General features: G+C 70.9%; 7 protein-coding genes and 1 pseudogene. 5 read left to right on the plus strand and 3 right to left on the minus strand.

Translation table 11 applies throughout. The annotated features are described in order from the left end of the window. The 3 genes and pseudogenes from ABD256_RS43275 to ABD256_RS43285 all read left to right on the plus strand — a co-directional run. On the plus strand, positions 1–630 hold a 630-nt coding region (locus ABD256_RS43275), incomplete at its 5' end, for an acyl carrier protein (protein ID WP_344432088.1). 88 nt (positions 631–718) lie between these two features. Further along, positions 719–5,860, plus strand: a pseudogene (locus ABD256_RS43280) (SDR family NAD(P)-dependent oxidoreductase); the annotation flags it as partial. Positions 5,861–6,484: 624 nt separating this feature from the next. Continuing rightward, on the plus strand, positions 6,485–7,723 hold the full coding sequence (locus tag ABD256_RS43285; RefSeq protein ID WP_344432092.1) for a macrolide family glycosyltransferase: 1,239 nt from the start codon (positions 6,485–6,487) through the stop codon (positions 7,721–7,723). Positions 7,724–7,765: 42 nt separating this feature from the next. On the opposite strand, the gene ABD256_RS43290 is transcribed toward ABD256_RS43285, so the two are convergent. Continuing rightward, positions 7,766–9,361: a beta-N-acetylhexosaminidase gene (locus ABD256_RS43290; RefSeq protein ID WP_344432094.1), complete on the minus strand. Its 1,596-nt coding sequence runs from the start codon at positions 9,359–9,361 to the stop codon at positions 7,766–7,768. Between the two features lie 351 nt (positions 9,362–9,712). Here ABD256_RS43290 and ABD256_RS43295 point away from each other — a divergent pair, with 351 nt between their 5' ends. Then, entirely contained in the window at positions 9,713–12,967 is a 3,255-nt protein-coding gene (locus tag ABD256_RS43295; protein WP_344432096.1) for a DUF2961 domain-containing protein, read from the plus strand. Between the two features lie 63 nt (positions 12,968–13,030). Here ABD256_RS43295 and ABD256_RS43300 read toward each other — a convergent pair whose 3' ends face one another. Then, a complete protein-coding gene (locus ABD256_RS43300; RefSeq protein ID WP_344432098.1) occupies positions 13,031–13,360 on the minus strand; it encodes a hypothetical protein in 330 nt (109 codons plus the stop codon). 386 nt (positions 13,361–13,746) lie between these two features. Here ABD256_RS43300 and ABD256_RS43305 point away from each other — a divergent pair, with 386 nt between their 5' ends. Next, positions 13,747–15,243 carry an ArnT family glycosyltransferase gene (locus ABD256_RS43305; RefSeq protein WP_344432100.1) on the plus strand — a complete coding sequence of 499 codons (1,497 nt, stop codon included), beginning with the start codon at positions 13,747–13,749 and terminating at the stop codon, positions 15,241–15,243. A gap of 69 nt (positions 15,244–15,312) precedes the next feature. On the opposite strand, the gene ABD256_RS43310 is transcribed toward ABD256_RS43305, so the two are convergent. Next, entirely contained in the window at positions 15,313–16,632 is a 1,320-nt protein-coding gene (locus ABD256_RS43310) for a S53 family peptidase (RefSeq protein ID WP_344432102.1), read from the minus strand. Positions 16,633–16,863 lie beyond the last annotated feature (231 nt).

Raw genomic sequence — 16,863 nt, forward strand, 5'->3', positions numbered from 1 at the left:
GGCACGTCGTTGATCTTCGCGACCCGCCTGAACCTGCCCGCGCTGCGCGGTCGCGGGGCGAGCCTGCCCCCGATCTACCGCGCACTCGTCCCCGCCCAGACCGCCGCCGCGGCCGTCCAGCCGGAGGCCGCGCTCGCCGGCCTGGACCCGGTGGCGCGGGGCAGGGCGATCCGGCAGGCGGTGCACGCCCACACCGCGGCGGTGCTGGGACTGGCCGCATCCGACGCGGTCGACGACCAGCGCCCGTTCCGCGACATGGGCTTCGACTCGCTGACCGCGGTGGACCTGCGCAACCGGCTCGGGCAGGTGACCGGCCTGCGGCTCCCGCCGACACTGGTCTTCGACTACCCGACGCCCAAGGCGCTGGTCGACCACCTCGCGGCCGAGCTGGCGCCGGAGGAGGCCGATCCCGCCGAGTCGGTGATGGCCGAACTGGACCGGCTGGAGGGCGTCCTCGCCGAACTCGGCTCCGACGACCTGCTCCGCACGAAGGCCATGGCGCGCATGGCCGACCTGGTGTCCCGCTGGGGCCACGGCAGCACGCAGCACACCGGAGAAGTCGGCACCGTCAGCGAAGACGAGATGTTCGAAATGCTCGGAAAACGGTACGGAGACGCCAATGTCGACTGAAGACCGGACCCGGTACTTCCTCAAGCGGGTCGTCGCCGACCTCGACGCCGCCAACGAACGGGTGCGGGAGCTGGAATCCCGCCAGGCCGAGCCGATCGCGATCGTCGGCATGGGCTGCCGCCTCCCCGGCGGGGTCCGCGACCCCGAGCAGTTCTGGGACCTCCTCGAAAACGGGCGCGACGCCATCTCGGCGTTCCCCGCCGACCGGGGCTGGGACCTCGACCACCTCTTCCACCCCGACCCCGGCCACCCCGGCACTTCCTGCGCGGACACCGGCGGATTCCTTTACGACGCGGGCGATTTCGACGCCGCGTTCTTCGGGATCTCCCCGCTCGAAGCGCGCGCGATGGACCCGCAGCAGCGGCAGACGCTCGAAGTTTCCTGGGAGGCGCTGGAAAGCGCGGGCATCGACCCGCGTTCCCTGCGGGAGAGCCGGACCGGCGTGTTCGCCGGGATGATGTACCACGAGTACGCGGGTGTCGTCGCCGGTGACGTGGAGGCGCAAGACTTCGCGGGCACCGGCAACGCGGGCAGCGTGCTGTCGGGCAGGGTGGCCTACGCGCTCGGCCTGGAAGGGCCCGCGGTCACCGTCGACACGGCGTGCTCGTCTTCGCTGGTGGCCATCCACCTCGCGGCGCAGGCGCTGCGCGCCGGGGACTGCTCGCTCGCGCTCGCGGGCGGGGTGACCGTGCTCGCCACGCCCGGCCTGTTCGTCGCGTTCACCAGCCAGCGCGGGCTCGCCCCCGACGGCCGCAGCAAGTCCTTTTCGGACGATGCCGACGGCACCGGCTTCTCCGAAGGCGCCGGCATGCTGGTGCTGGAGCGCCTTTCCGACGCGCGCCGCAACGGGCACCCGGTGCTCGCGCTCGTGCGCGGGTCCTCGGTCAACTCCGACGGCGCCAGCAACGGCCTGTCCGCGCCGAACGGCCCGTCGCAGCAGCGGGTCATCGGCCAGGCACTGGCCGGGGGCATGGTGGCGCCGGAGACCGTGGACGCGGTCGAGGCGCACGGCACCGGGACCGTGCTCGGCGATCCCATCGAGGCGCAGGCGCTCCTGGCCACCTACGGCAAGCACCGCGAAGCGGGCCGCCCGCTCCTGCTCGGCTCGGTCAAGTCGAACCTCGGCCACACCCAGGCCGCGGCGGGCGTCACCGGCGTGATCAAGATGGTGCAGGCGCTGCGGCACGAGACGCTGCCGAAGACGTTGCACGTCAGCGAACCCAGCTCGCGGGTGGACTGGGAAGCCGGTGCGGTCGAGCTGCTGACCTCCGCGCGCCCGTGGCCGCGGGGCGACCGCCCGCGCCGCGCCGGGGTGTCGTCGTTCGGCATCAGCGGCACCAACTCCCACCTGATCCTCGAAGAAGCGCCCGAATCCGGTGAACCGGGCGAGCCGCCGCGCACGGTGATCGCGGGCGCGGACAGCCCGGTCGTGCCGTGCCTGGTGTCGGCCAGGAGCGCCGCCGCGCTCGACGCCCAGGTGACCAAGCTCCGCGACCACCTGCGCGACCACCCCGGACTCGACCTCGATGGCGTCGCGCGCGCACTGGTGGCGAAGCCGTCGTTCGAACGGCGCCTCGCGCTCCTTCCGCGTGACCGCGCCGAACTGCTCGCCGGACTCGACGAAGTGGCAGCCGGAGGCGCGGAGGACCTGCCGCGCGGCACCGCGCGCCGGGTCGAGGACGTCCTGTTCGTCTTCCCCGGCCAGGGGTCGCAGTGGCTCGGCATGGCAGGACCGCTGCTGGACTCGTCCGAGGTCTTCGCCGCACGCCTGCGCGAATGCGCCGCGGCACTGGAGAAGTTCATCGACTGGCCGGTGCTGGACGTGCTCCGCGGCACGCCGGGCGCGCCGTCGCTCGACCGCATCGACGTCGTGCAGCCCGCGCTGTTCGCGATGATGGTCTCCCTCGCCGAGGTGTGGAAGCACCACGGCGTGCGCCCCGCCGCGGTGATCGGCCACTCCCAGGGCGAACTCGCCGCCGCCTGCGTGGCGGGCGTGCTGAGCCTGGAGGACGCGGCGCGCATCGTCGCCACGCGCGCCAAGGTCTGGCGGCGGCTCGAAGGTCTCGGCGCGCTGCTGGCCATCACCTTGCCCGCCGACGAGGTGGCGCGCCGGATCGAGCCTTGGGGCGGCAAGCTCGCCGTCGCGACGGACAACAGCCCGGCCGCTTCGGCCGTTTCCGGTGATATCGCGGCGATCGACGAACTAGCGGCCGAGCTGACCGCGGAAGGCGTGCGGAACAAGCGGGTCCGCGGCGTCGACGTCGCGGCGCACTCGCCCCAGCTCGACCCGTTCCGCGAGGAGATGCTGAGCGAGCTGGCCTCGATCGAGGCGCACCAGGGCACGGTGCCGATGTACTCGACGGTGACCGGCGGGCTGATCGACACCGCGACCATGGACACCGGCTACTGGTGGCGCAACGTCCGCGAACCGGTCCTGTTCCGGGACGCCGTCCGCAGCGCGCTGGGCGACGGCGCCACCGGCATCGTCGAAGTCAGCCCGCACCCGATCCTGCTGGGCGCGCTGGAGGAAACGGCGGGTGACGCGGGCGTCCGCGTCGCGATCGCCTCGACGCTCCGGCGCGACGAGGGCGGGCTCGACCGGGTCGCCACCGCGCTGGCGGAGGCGCAGGTGAGCGGGATCGACGTCGACTGGACCACGGTGTTCACCGGCGAGACCGCGCACGCCCCGCTGCCGACGTACGCCTTCCAGGGCGTCCGGTACTGGCCGGAGATCACCGCGCCGGTGCTCACCGCGGCACCGGGCGCACCTGACACGTGGCGCTACCGGGTGCACTGGAAGCCGGGCACGACCGCGCCCGGAAGCGTCCTTTCCGGACGGTGGGCGGTACTGGGCACGGACACCCCGCTGGCGAACGCGATCGTGGACCGGCTGGCCCGTCGCGGCGCGAAGCCGGAACTCGTCGCGCCCGGTGCGGATCCCGGCGAGGCCGACGTGGTGCTCTCCCTGCTCGCTCTCGAAGACCCCCGCGACACCGGCGGGCTGGTGGCGACGGCGCACCTGGCCGCGGCCGAGTCGGAAACCCCGCTGTGGTGCGTGACCAGGGCGGCGGTGTCCATATCGGACGGTGAGGTGCCCGATCCGGACGCCGCCGCGCTGTGGGGGCTCGGCAGGGTCGCCGCGCTGGAGCGGCCCGCCCGCTGGGGTGGCCTCGCCGATCTGCCGCCGGAACCCGGCGAGCACGTCCTCGACCTGCTGTGCGACGCGCTCGCCACGGCGGGGGAGGAAGACCAGCTCGCGGTGCGCGAGTCCGGTGTCTTCGTCCGCAGGTTCGTCCGCGCGGCACCTCGGGGCACGGACGCCGCATGGCGCCCGTCGGGCACGGTGCTGGTCACCGGCGGCGTTTCCGGGGTCGGCGCGCTCATCGCGCGCTGGCTGGCCCGCCACGGCGCGGAACGGCTCGTGCTCACCAGCCGCCGGGGCCGGAACGCGGCCGGGGTCGCCGAACTGGCAGCCGAGCTGCGCGAACTGGGCAGCGAAGTGCTGGTCGCCGCCGCCGACGTCGCGGACCGCGAGCAGCTCGCGGCGCTGCTGTCCGATCCGGGCACCGGTGACGTGCGATCGGTGTTCCACGCCGCGGGCGTGCTGGACATGGCGCCGCTGACCGAAATCGACGCCGGGCACGTCGGAAAGGTGCTGGCGGGCAAGGTCGACGGCGCGCGGAACCTCGGCGAGCTGCTGTCCGGCAAGGAACTCGACGCGTTCGTGCTGGTGTCCTCCGGCGCGGGTGTGTGGGGCGGCGGCGGGCAGGGCGCCTACTCGGCGGCCAACGCCTGGCTGGACGCCTACGCCGAACGGCTCCGGCACGACGGCGTACCGGCCACCTCGGTGGCGTGGGGTGCGTGGGGCGGGCCGGGAACGCTCGCCGGGGACAGCGCCGCGGCCGAGTCGTTGCGGGAGCGCGGCCTCCGGGCGATGGACCCCGGACTCGCGCTCACCGCGCTGCACGGCGCGATGGACGACGGCGACGCCACCCTGACCGTCGCCGACATCGACTGGGCGCGGTTCGTGCCCGCGTTCACCTTCGTCCGGCCGTCGCCGCTGCTCGCCGACCTGCCGGAGGCGCGACCGTCCACTTCGGCCGCCGTCGCACCGTCCGAACCGGACTCCCCGTTCGACGGCGACGTGCCCCGCCTGGTGGCGACCCACGTCGCGGCGGTGCTCGGTTTCCGGGCGGGGGAGGAGATCGGCGAGGACCAGAACCTGGCCGAGCTGGGGTTCGACTCGCTGATGTCGATCAAGCTGCGCACCCGGCTCGGCGACGCGACCGGGCTGACCCTGCAGGCCGACCTCGCCTTCGCCCACCCGACGCCCGCCGCGCTGGTGCGGCACCTGCGGGACCTGCTCGGCACCCCGGCCGATCCGGCGGCAGCCGAGATCGACCGCGCCGACACGCTCGCCGCGTTCTTCCGCGCCTCCTGGGAGCAGGACCGCATCGCCGACGGGTACAAGATGCTGCTGAACGCGGCGGACCTGCGGCCGAAGTTCGCCCTCGCGGACGCCGAAGCCAATCTCGAACCGCCCGTCCGGCTGTCCAGGGGCGAGGCCGAACCGCTGGTGATCCTGTTCAGCACCTACGTCGCGATCGGCGGCGTGCACGAGTACGCGAGGCTGGCCGCGCGGTTCCGCGGACGGCGCGAGGTCGCCGTCCTGCAACCGCCCGGTTTCGAGCGCGGGCACGCCCTTCCCGAAGACCTCGACACCTTCCTCGACGCGCAGGCGGCCGCGGTGCTGCGCTGCGCGAACGGGCGGCCCGTGGTGCTCGCGGGGCTGTCCTCGGGCGGCACCATGGCGCACGCGATCACCCACCGGTTGGAAGGGGCCGGGCACACCGTCGCCGGGGTCGCGCTGCTGGACGTCTACTACGACGGCTACGACATCATCCGGCTGTTCGAGGGCGACCTCAACGCGGGCATGTTCGAGCGCGAGGGGACGTGGACGCCGATGACGACCTCACGGCTCACCGCCACCTCGTGGTACATGAACCTGTTCGGGCACTGGATCCCGCCGGAGATCACCACGCCGACCCTGCTGATGCGCGCGTCCGAGCCGTTCGACACCCCGGTGGAAGGCGGCCTGCCCGAGGACTGGCAGGCGCGCTGGGACCTCCCGCACACCGCGGTCGACGTGCCGGGCAACCACTTCACCATCGTCGAAGAGCACGCCGAAGCGACGGCCGAGGCGCTGGAATCCTGGGTCCGGCAACTGTGACGCCCTGAGGGCCCCAGCCGTGGCATGTGCGCGGAAACGGGGAGGAGGCGCGAGCTTGGGAGGCCCAGCGCATTCCCTGAAGGACGCCACGCGGCATACGACACGGCCACGCCCATGCGCCGAAGGTCGCCTTCGGGGAATCTGACGCCGCATTCTCCGCCTTCGCGGGCGTGCGGCCGGGCTTGCTGATGCCCTGAAGGTGGCCTTTGTGGCATCAGATTCCGTCAAGGGTGCCTTTGGGGCATGTGCGGCTGGGGGCCGCAGCTCTGTGAGGGCTGAGTTGGTGACTCCCATGCCCTGAAGGTGGCCTTTGCGGCGTTAGATTCCGTCAAGGGTGCCTTTGGGGCGTGCGCGGCTGGGGGCCGCAGCTCTGTAAGGGCTGAGTTGGTGACTCCGATGCCCTGAAGGACGCCTTCGCGGCGTCAGATTCCCTCAAGGCCCCCTTCGGGGCCGCAACCCCTGAAGGCCGGGTTCGCGGCATCAGATTCCCTCAAGGCCCCCTTCATGGCATGCGGGAAGCGCGCACAAACTAGGGACGAACCTAAGGGCACCGGTGCTTTGATCGACGCTGGATCCTTGTCCTGCGCCCGCCTTCGCGGGCCGGCGAAATGGTGGTGGTGACCAGTGACCGACCCGCGCCACTTGGCGTTCTTCACATTTCCCTTCCACGGGCACGTGAACCCGACGCTGGGGCTGGTGTCGGAACTCGTCCGGCGCGGCCACCGCGTCACCTACGTGACCACGAAGGAGTTCGCCGACGCGGTCGCCGCCGTCGGCGCCGAGGCGATCGTCTACGAGGGCACCGTGCCGTCCTCGCTCGACACGGTGATGAAGGCGCCGGACGACATGACGTCCGACGAGCTGCACCTGTCCATCAAGGCGATCACCGACGAGGGGCTCGCGCCGCTGGCGCAGGTGCGCGACCAGCTCGCCGGTGACCCGCCCGACCTGGTGCTGCACGACCTGACCGCGTTCCACACCGGCAGGCTCGCCGCACTCGCCTGGAACCGCCCGGCGATCCGGCTCTGCACCACGCTGGTGTACTCGGCCGAGTTCAACCCGTACGCGGAGTACATGACGGTCTACCCCGACATCGACCCCGGGCATTCCGCGCTCGCCGAAGAGCGCGCGTCGATGGTGGAGGCACTGGCCTCAGTTGGTCTGGACCACTTGACCCCGGAGGAGTTCAAGGCGGACGAGTCGACCGTCAAGGCCAACCTCGTCTTCCTCCCCGAGCGGTTCCAGGTCGGCCCGGAGCACTTCGGCCCCGAGTACGCCTTCGTCGGGCCCTGCCTCACGGAACGGACGCACCAGGGCTCGTGGCGGCCATCGAAGCCGAGGGCGGAGGGCGCGCCGCTCGTGCTCATCGCGTTCGGCACGTTCGCCTACCCGGACCAGCAGAAGTTCTTCACCGACTGCGCGCACGAGTTCGCGGGCACGCCGTGGCACGTGGTGCTCGTGGTCGGCAACCAGGTCGACGTCGACGAGCTCGGCGAGCTTCCGTCCAATGTGGAGATGCACCGCTGGGTGCCGCAGTTCTCGCTGCTGTCCGAGACCGACGTCTTCGTTTCGCACGCGGGAATGGGCAGCGTCACCGAGGCCGTCTACACCGGGACGCCGATGGTGCTGCTGCCGAAGCTGACCGAACAGGACCTGGTCGCCAGCAGGGTGCGGGAGCTCGGGCTCGGCAGGACGATCTCCAGGGAGGACGTCACCGCGACGGCCATCCGGGATCTCGTCGCCGAGGTGCTCGAGGACCGGGAGATCCCGGCGAACCTCGCCGCGATGCGCAAGGCGATGGCCGACGCCGGTGGCGCGCCCCGCGCGGCCGACGTGATCGAAAAGGTGATCGAAGAGTCGTGAAGCGACGGGCTCCCGGTCGCGAAGACCGGGAGCCCCGCTGGCTCACTTGCCCCAGTTGACCTGCGGCGAGGGGTAGAACGTCACGTTCCACTGCTTCCACCGCTCCGCCTGCGCGGGCAGCCGCGAAGCGATCGAGTCCCAGCTCCGCCCGGCTTCGGGCGTCCACCCGACCTCGGCCAGTTCCGGCAGCCTCGGGTACATCATGAACTCCCGCGACTCCTTGGTGGGCGTGAAGGTCGTGAACAGCGTCGCCTCGACACCGAGCACCGTCCCGGCTGGCACGTTGTCGATTCCCTTGTCCGGGTCCCAGTCGTAGGCGTTCTTCGCCTCGACGTCGCCCGCCCACAGCGAAGCGAGCGGCGGCGTGGCGTCGGCGTACCGCATGTCGAGGTAGGAGCGGTTCGCGGGCGACATGACCAGTTTGGCGCCCTCCTTGGCCTTCTGCAGGGTTTCCTCGTCATCGGTCCACGGGTACCAGTACTGGCCGGTCGACGCGGTCGGGGTGGTCGCCTGCAGGCTTTCGTTCCAGCCCAGCATCTTCTTGCCGTACTTGGCCACGGTCTGTTCGACCAGCTTCATGAACGCGGCGTAGTCCGGCGCGCTGGTGTTGTTGGCCTCGTCGCCGCCGATGTGCAGGTACTGCCCCGGTGTCAGCGCCGCGACCTCCCTGATGACGTCGTCGACGAACTTCGCCGTCGGCTTCGCGCCGATGCACAGCGAGCTGAAGCCGGTGTCGGGACCGGTGTACAGCGGTGGTGCCACGCCGTCGCAGTTGAGTTCGGCGTAGGAGGCCAGCGCCGCGGTCGTGTGCCCCGGCAGGTCGACCTCCGGGATGATCGTGATGTTGCGCTTCGCCGCGTAGTCGACGAGATCGCGGTACTGCGCCTTGGTGTAGTAGCCGCCGGGACCACCGTTGATCTTGGTGCTGCCGCCGTAGGTCGCCAGCCGCGGCCAGCTGTCGATCTGCAGCCGCCACCCCTGGTCGTCGGTCAGGTGCAGGTGCAGGGTGTTCATCTTGTAGTAGGAGAGCTGGTCGATCAGCTCCTTGACCTCGTTCTGCGGCACGAAGTTCCGCGCCACGTCGAGCATCATGCCCCGGTGGCCGTAGCGGGGCCGGTCGACGATCCGGCCGCCGGGCACCGTCCACGGGCCTGCCTGCTTGGCCTTGGACTCCACTTTGGACGGAAGGAGCTGGCGCAGCGTCTGCGCGCCGTTCTCCAGCCCGGCGCGCCCGGTGGCCTCGATCCGCACGCCCTGACGCGACGTGGTGAGCCGGTAGCCCTCCGCGCCGATCTGGTCCGCGTCGCGGGTGAGCTGGAACGAAATCCCGGGAGCGGGCATGCCCGCCGGCACGGGCACCACGGGGAGCGGGTACCCGGTGGACGGACGGAGCTTCTCGGCGAGCAGGCGCGCGGCCTGGTCGGCGTCGGCGGAGCCGAGCTGCGCGAACACGACCGTGCCGGGGTGCAGGCTGTAGGCGCCGTTCGGATCCGCCTGCACCGAAACGGGTTTCGGCACGACGGTGTCCAAAGCGGACGGTGCGCTCGCGGGAGCGGCGGCGGCGGGATTCGCCGCCCCGGCGACCAGCCCGGCCACCAGGACCAGCGAGGCGAACGTCGCTGTCCTCCTCCGCCGCACAGGGGGGCTCTTGAGGGGTTTCATGGTCTTCCTCCGGTCGATGGACGGGCTTGGCACCCGTCAGCTAATGCGCCGGAGCCCCACGGGACAGCCCATGCGGAAAAGAACTAAGGAAACAGACAGGACAGCCTTGCGGCATGCCAGCGGATGACTGCGTTGAGTGATGGGGTAACTAGGGAGGTCCCTATATTCGTCACTCGAACAGTGAGGAACCGGGCATCCCCCCTCGTACGATTCTGACGCACAGCTCAACAACGACGGCCACCGTCACCGCGACGGGAACTCTTTGGGGGAGATGCGTCGATGCTTTGCCGGACAGGTGTGCGCCCTTCGCGGCGCCGAAGGGGCCTGATGATCGCGGCCACGATGCTGGCGGGCATGCTGCTGGCGGGCACGGTGCTGGCGGGCACCGTCGCCGGTGTGCCCGCTCCCGCGTCGGCCGCTCCCGCCGCTGATCCGTCCCTCGGCTGGGGCCCCTTCCGCGACGTCAACGCCATTCCCCAGTTGCGCGGCGGCGAGCAGACCGGCCAGTTCTCCAGCTACGACCGCGCGGGCGGGAACGACGACGGCGGCTACGGCACCTATTCGTGCCTCCGCGACGACAGCGACGGCTGCGTGCTCGCCGACCGCGCCGGTGCCGGTGAGATCACCTCGATCTGGCTCGTCGGCGACATCCCGCCGGACGACGGCGAAGAAGGGGCCACCGCGAAGAAGCAGGACGACCCGCCCGTGCTGCCGCCCCGCGCCGACACCAGGATCAAGGTGGAACTGGACGGGAAGGTCGTGCTCGAGGGCAGGGTCGGCGACATCGTCGACGGCAAGCTCGGCGCGCCCTACGTCTGGCCGCTGGTGGGCAACACCTACGACACCAAGGGCGGCATGGTGATCAAGGTGCCGATGCCCTACCGGTCCTCGATGCGGGTGTCGGCGAACACGACCCCCGGCTACTACCACGTCGACTACCGCGCCGTCGCCGATCCCGCGACGGTGCCGCGGTTCGACCCCGCCGACAAGGCGCTCGACGTCGTCGACCGGTTGCGCGGCTACGGATTCCGCGACCCGAAGCCGATCGACCCCCGGCAAACGGTGGCGCGCAGGACATCCGACATCGCCGACGGAGCCGCGGTCCCGTTCGCGGACCTCCGCGGCGCGGGCCGCATCACCCAGCTGCGCGTCGCGCTGCCGCAGGTGGTGCCGAGCCCGGGGCACGACGACGACGGCAGGCAGCTCGGTGCCGGCGGGACCAGCACGTTCACCGCGCGCGTCGATCCGGCGAACACCGGTGTGCGGCTGACCAGGCAGCTCGACTCCGGCGTCGCGAACCAGCAGGCCGAAGTCCTCGTCGACGGCAAACCCGCCGGGCAGTGGCGCGGCGCCGCCGCGACCCCCGCCGGGGCATGGGCGAACGACCAGCTCGCACTGCCCGCCGCGCTCACCGCGGGCAAGACGTCGATCACCGTCACCACCAAGGCCAAGTCGCCGTTCACCGAATTCCGCTACGACATCCACAGCAGGGCAGGCGACTCGTGGACCCGCACGGACGGGTTCGAGGTCGGGGCGTGGCACCCCGGCGACGAGCAGTCCCACCACTACGCCGTCAAAGGCCAGACCTGGCAGGGGTTCCGCGAGTACCGGTTCCCGAGCGACCCCGCCGAGATCACCCGCTCCGACGCCGTGCTGGCCGGCGCCAGGGTCAAAGTGGACATCGGCGGCCGGACCACAGTGGACGCCCCGGTCGGCGAGTTCTTCGGCAGCGGGCTCGGAGAGTTCGACTCCCGCAGCCTGATGAGCGCGATCGACCCGGCACCGGACGGCTGGTACACCGCGTGGTGGCCGATGCCGTACGCGGGCGGCGCGAAGGTGTCGCTGGTGAACTCCTCCGGCGTGCCGATCACCGGCGCGAAGGTCGAGGTCAGCTCGGTCGCCGACGACGCGGTCGCCGGGCAGCTCGCCTCCGGCGCGATCGGCTACTTCCGCGCCACGCACGGACAGGCCGACGACGTTCCGGCGAAGCAGGACATCCCGCTGCTGGACGCCCGCGGCCGCGGCACGCTCTACGGCGTAACGCAGACGATCCGCGGCGCGTCGGACACCGCGAACGCCTACGACTACCTCGAAGGCGACGAACGGTTCTCTGTGGACGGTGCGGCGACGCCGGCCTGGCAGGGCACCGGGACCGAAGACCTCTACGAGTCGGGCTGGTACTTCCTCGGCGGCTACACGGTTTCCAACCCGCTGACCGGCAGCCCGGCCGTCGAGTCCGAAAGCGACGGGTGCAAGGCGATCTGCACCGGGGTGAGCAGGCTGTTCCTGCCCGACTCGATCTCGTTCTCCGGCTCGCTGCACGCCGGTATCGAGCACGGCCCGGTCAACACCGAGCCGGGCGCGCAGAGCTGGACCGCGTTCTGGTACGGCCAGGACCAGCCCGCGCTGCGCCAGACCGATCTGCTCGACCTCGGCGACGGCGCGAGCCGTGCCGCGCACGGGTTCCAGGGCGACGCGGCGACCGGCGGCCCGCGGTCGAGCACCTTCGAGGGCCCCGCGGACACCGCGCCGGTCGCCGATCTCGTCAGCACGTCGGCGAAACCGACCACCTTTTCGGCCGCGGTCGACCCGGCGAACCGCGGCGTCCGCCTCTACCGCACCGGCGATCAGGAGAAACCGGGCCAGAGCGCGACCGTGCTGGTGGACGGCAAGGCCGTCGGAACGTGGCGGCAGGCTGGCTCGAACGAACATTCGCGCTGGCTCGAAGACGTCTTCGCGCTGCCGCCGTCGGTGACCGCGGGCAAGAGCAGGGTCACGGTGAGCCTGCAGCCGACGCCGGGTGCCGCGCCGTGGTCGGCCGCCCAGTACCGGGTGCTGTCCGAGGTGCCGCCCTACGCCGACAAGGCGCCGCCCGCCGCGGTGCGGCCGGTGACCGCGGGAACGGACCGCACCAACGCGGTGAACCTGCAGTGGCCGCCCGCCGCGGACAACGGCGGGATGGTGGACCGCTACGAGGTCTACGCCTCGGACCGGCCCGACGTGCCGATCACGCCGGGCACCCTGGTCGGCACCACGGTGGGGACGGCGTTCCAGCACCGCGCGCTCAACCTCGGCGAGAAGCGCTACTACCGCGTCCGCGCGATCGACGCGGCGGGGAACGCGAGTGCCCCGTCTCCGACGGCCACCGGCGTTTCGGGCACCCGGCTCGTCGTCGAAGGCGCATCACTGGTGCCACCGCGGGAAACGAGCTCGTCGGTGCTGGCCGCGAACCACCCGATCATGTCCGACACCACCTACGCGGTGCTGGGGCCGACCAAACCCGGTGACCACTTCACCTCCACGTTCACCGTGCCGCGCGCCGGGTCCTACGACCTCACCGCCTACTGGGCCACCGGTGAGGACTTCGCGCCCGTGCGGCTCGCCGTCGACGGGACCGCCGTCGGCGAGCCGTACGACTGCTACCAGGACGACGTGATGAAGGTGGCCGAGGTCAAGCCGGGGAAGGTGAAGCTGAGCGCCGGAACCCACCGGCTGACGGTCACCGCGACCGGCGGGAACCCGAAGAACCCGTCGCCGGTGGTCGGCCTCGACCGGTTCACCCTGGACCTGCTCCCGGGGTGACCGGCGGGCGGCCCCGGCGGCGCTGGCCGCCGGGGCCCTCCGCAGGGGCGTGACCCGCGGGTCCTAGGTGAGCTTCGCGTCCTGCAGGGCGTGCTTGACCGCCTTGGTGGCGCCGGCCATCCGGAGCCGGACCCAGGTGACGCCGGGCCCGGACATGCCGACGCCGTTGGAGATGTTGTGCATGACCAGTTCGCGGCCGTGCACCTCGAGGCCGAGGCGCAGCTTGTAGGTGAACGCCTTGCGCTTGACCTCCTTGCCGCCCTGGTGCGCCTCCGCCTTCGTGGAGTCCTGCGGAACCCACAGGTAGTCCTTGCGCTCCAGCGCGGCACGCGCGACGTCCAGTACTTCCGCCGCCGAAGCGCCGTTACGGAGTGAAACCTTCTTCTTAGCCATCACGCCTCCAGTGGGGGATTGCGTCGTATCTGCGTTGCCGTCGATGTTACTGAATGGAGTAATGCTGGCGAGACTGCCGAAAGTTGCCGCGCCTGCATCATTTTGTTGTCGTGCCGGAAGTGGCCTGCGTCCTGGCATTTACCCTGGTCGGCATGGTCGCGGAAATTGTCGACACCGTTTGTTCGTCCTCCCCGCGCCCGCAACGAAAGTTGTCCCGGCAGGGTGACCGGGAAGCCGGTATTACCCAATCGGGGGAGGTCTCAAACCAATCGGCGAGATCTGTCCAACAAAGTTGTGGCGGCACGCGGGAAGAACAACGTTAGTTGATCACATCGACGACTCGATGTGGTATCGGGCCGTTCGCGGGCGCTGTTGTAATGGTCGGCATGGTTACTACTGGTGACACCTTGACCACGCCTGGACCGGCGACTCGCACCGCGTTCGCCAGGCTGCCGGTGTTCCTCGTCGCCGGAGTGACGGGCGCGCTGCTGCTGATCGCCAGCCGCAACTACGGCTACTTCTTCGACGAGGCATACTTCGTGGTGGCCGGCCGCGACCACCTCGCACTCGGCTACTTCGACCAGCCGCCGCTGGTGCCGTTCCTCGCCGGCACGATGGACCACCTCTTCCCCGGCTCGCTGCTCGCGCTGCGGCTCCCGGCGACGCTGGCCGCGGTCGGCGCGATCGTGCTCACCGCGCTCATCGCGCGCGAGCTGGGCGGCCGCCGGTTCGCGCAGACGGCCGCCGCGCTCGCCTACGCGCTGGCAGGCACCACGACCGCCGGGCACTACCTGGCCACCTACACCGTCGACCCGGTGTTCTGGGCGCTGATCATCTTCCTGCTGGTGCGCTGGACCCGCGAACGGCGCGACGGCGCCGCCAACGACTGGCTGCTGTTCTGGGCAGGCGTGGTAACGGCGTTTTCGCTGGAGACGAAGTTCCTGGTGGCGGCGCTGTGGATCGCGGTCGCGGTGAGCTCGCTGGCCTTCGGCCCGCGCGAACTCGTGCGCAGGCCGCTGCTGTGGCTCGGCGCGCTGGTGTCCGTGGTCGCCACCCTGCCGACGCTGTGGTGGCAGGCGGGCAACGACTGGCCGTACCTGAAGATGAGCGACGTCGTGGCGAAGGAGTTCCCCGGCGCGGGCCAGTTCCTGTGGGACGCGCTGTCCGGCGCGGGCTGGTTCCTCGGCGCCCCGCTCGCGCTGTTCGGCCTGGCGCGCCTGCTCGGCGTCCGCTCGCAGGCGCACTGGCGCTACCTCGGCGTGGTGGTGATCGGGCTGGTGATCGCGTTCCTGATCGGCTCCGGGCGCGCCTACTACGTCTACGCGCTCTACGCGCTGCCGCTCGCGGCGGGCGCGGTGGGGCTGCAGGAGATCCGCTGGCCGGTGGCGCTGAAATGGGCGGGCGGGGCGCTCGCCGCGGTGTCCATCGCCAAGTCCCTGATCGCGATCCCGATCTACCCCGCCTCGGTCGCCGGGAAGCTGCCGGAGTCGTTGCCGCTGGTGCCCGCGACCGCCGCCGCCGTCCTGAAGGGCGACACCAGCCTCGACCAGGTCTCGCAGGTGATGGGGGAGCTGTACCAGTCGCTCCCGCCGGAACAGCGCGCGCACACCGCGATCATGACCGACAGCTACGTGTTCGCGGCGAGCATCGACCTGCGGCACGAGGAGCGCGGCCTGCCGAGGGCCTACAGCGGGCACCGCGCGTACTACTACTTCGGGCACCCGCCGGAGTCCGCCGACAGCGTGCTGTACTTCGGCAGCGAAAACCCGAAGATGGCGACGGCCTTCGCGGGCCGCGAGCCGATCGCGCCGGGGTTCGCCACCCTCTACACGGGACGGTTGAAGCCGTGGGACCAGACCTGGCCCAAGCTGCGCATCCAGTAACCGCTTGACGTGAAGAGGCGGGGCGCGCGTTGACGTGCCCCGCCTCTTTCCGTCTCTAGTGGACAGTCGCTAGTGGACTGCCTTCACCAGTGCGGGCACGAACTTCGAGGCGTCGACGGTGCCCCAGCCGCTGGCGACGTCGAAGCCCTTCGCCGCGGTGAAACCGGCAACGCCGTCCTGGCTGTTGTCGCCCTTGGTCACGTCCACGATGCCAGCCTTCTCGCCGAGCGGGCCGAGCTTCGTGTACAGCGCCGGGTTGATCTGGCCGAGCCTGCCGTGGTTGGCCTGCACCGCGAGCGCCAGCACCCCGGCGAACAGCGGCGCCGACTGCGAAGTGCCGTGCACGCCTTCCATGCTGATGTCCGGGAACGACCGCATCTTCGAGCCGGTGGCCTTCTTGACCCCGTCCTGCCACGACGGACGCGCGTAGGCCTTCGACAGCCCGGCGCCCTCGCCGAACCCGTTGTCGGCCACGTTCACCAGGTCGTCCGGCGCGGTGCGGTTGCCGTTCGCGTCGAGGTGGAGCTGCGTGCCGCCGAGCGTGGTCACCCTCGGATCGCTCGCGGGCCAGCTCGCCACCCGGTACGGGTAGTTGCCGGGACCGTAGAGGTAGCCGCCGGTCGGGCCGTCGTCACCGGAGGACGCGACCATCGTGACGCCCGCCCTGCTCGCCCGCTCCAGCGCCGGGTCGAGGGTCTTGATCGACTCGAACGACGGGAAGTTCTCCTCGGTGGTGCCGAAGCTCATCGAGATGACGTCCGCCAGCTTGTGCTCGGTCATGTAGTCGACCGCGTGCATCATCTCGGGCAGGCCGGTGAAGCCCTGCGTCTCGGCCACCGGGGTCGCCGCGATGACGATCTTCGCGTTCGGCGCCATCGCGTGCATCATCGTGATGTCGAGGTCGGTTTCGCCACCCCAGCTCTGGCACGCCTTGGTGTCCACCCCCGGATCGGTGCACGCGGGCACCGCGCCGGACGGCTCGATCACCTCGAGGTTCGCCGGCGGCAGGCCGTGCTTCTGCGAGTACTGGTCGAGCACCTCCTTGGCGTGGTCGTCACCGAACGAAACCAGCGTCGCCACCGTGGAACCCGCGCCGGTGATGCCCGCGTTCCACAGCTTGGTCGCGTTGTAGGCGCCGCTCTCCGGCGGCAGCGCGGCCATCGCCTTCTCCAGCTTGTCCACCCGCTGGCCGACGGTGTTCGCGCCGACGAAGGACTCCGCCGCCGCCGAGAAGTGGTGCTTCGACGGCGGATGCCCGCCGGTGGGCACCGGTGCCGCCTGCGCGGGCGCCGTGAAGGCCGCCGCCACGAGCGCGGTACTCGCGGCAAGCGCGGCGATCACCACCGGCCTCCGGCTCCCCCGGCCAGGAGTGCTTGCACGATCTTTCATGTGGTCTCCCGATTTCAGTTGCGCAGAGAAATCCAGAGCACCACTCTCTCCCTCCCGGATGGGGGAAAACCATCGACTTTCGTCGGGTAATTACGCGCAGTAACAGCACTTTTGGTGACTGATGTCTGGATTTTCGGCTGTGTTGTTTATCGGTCGTCAGAATTTGCGCTGCCAGGGCGCGGCTTCCAGCGTGTGTGGCAGTTGGGTGGGTTGGCGCCCTGCCATCGCAAA

The sequence above is a fragment of the Amycolatopsis minnesotensis genome (assembly GCF_039529815.1).
In the GTDB taxonomy this organism is placed as follows: Bacteria; Actinomycetota; Actinomycetes; order Mycobacteriales; family Pseudonocardiaceae; genus Amycolatopsis; species Amycolatopsis minnesotensis.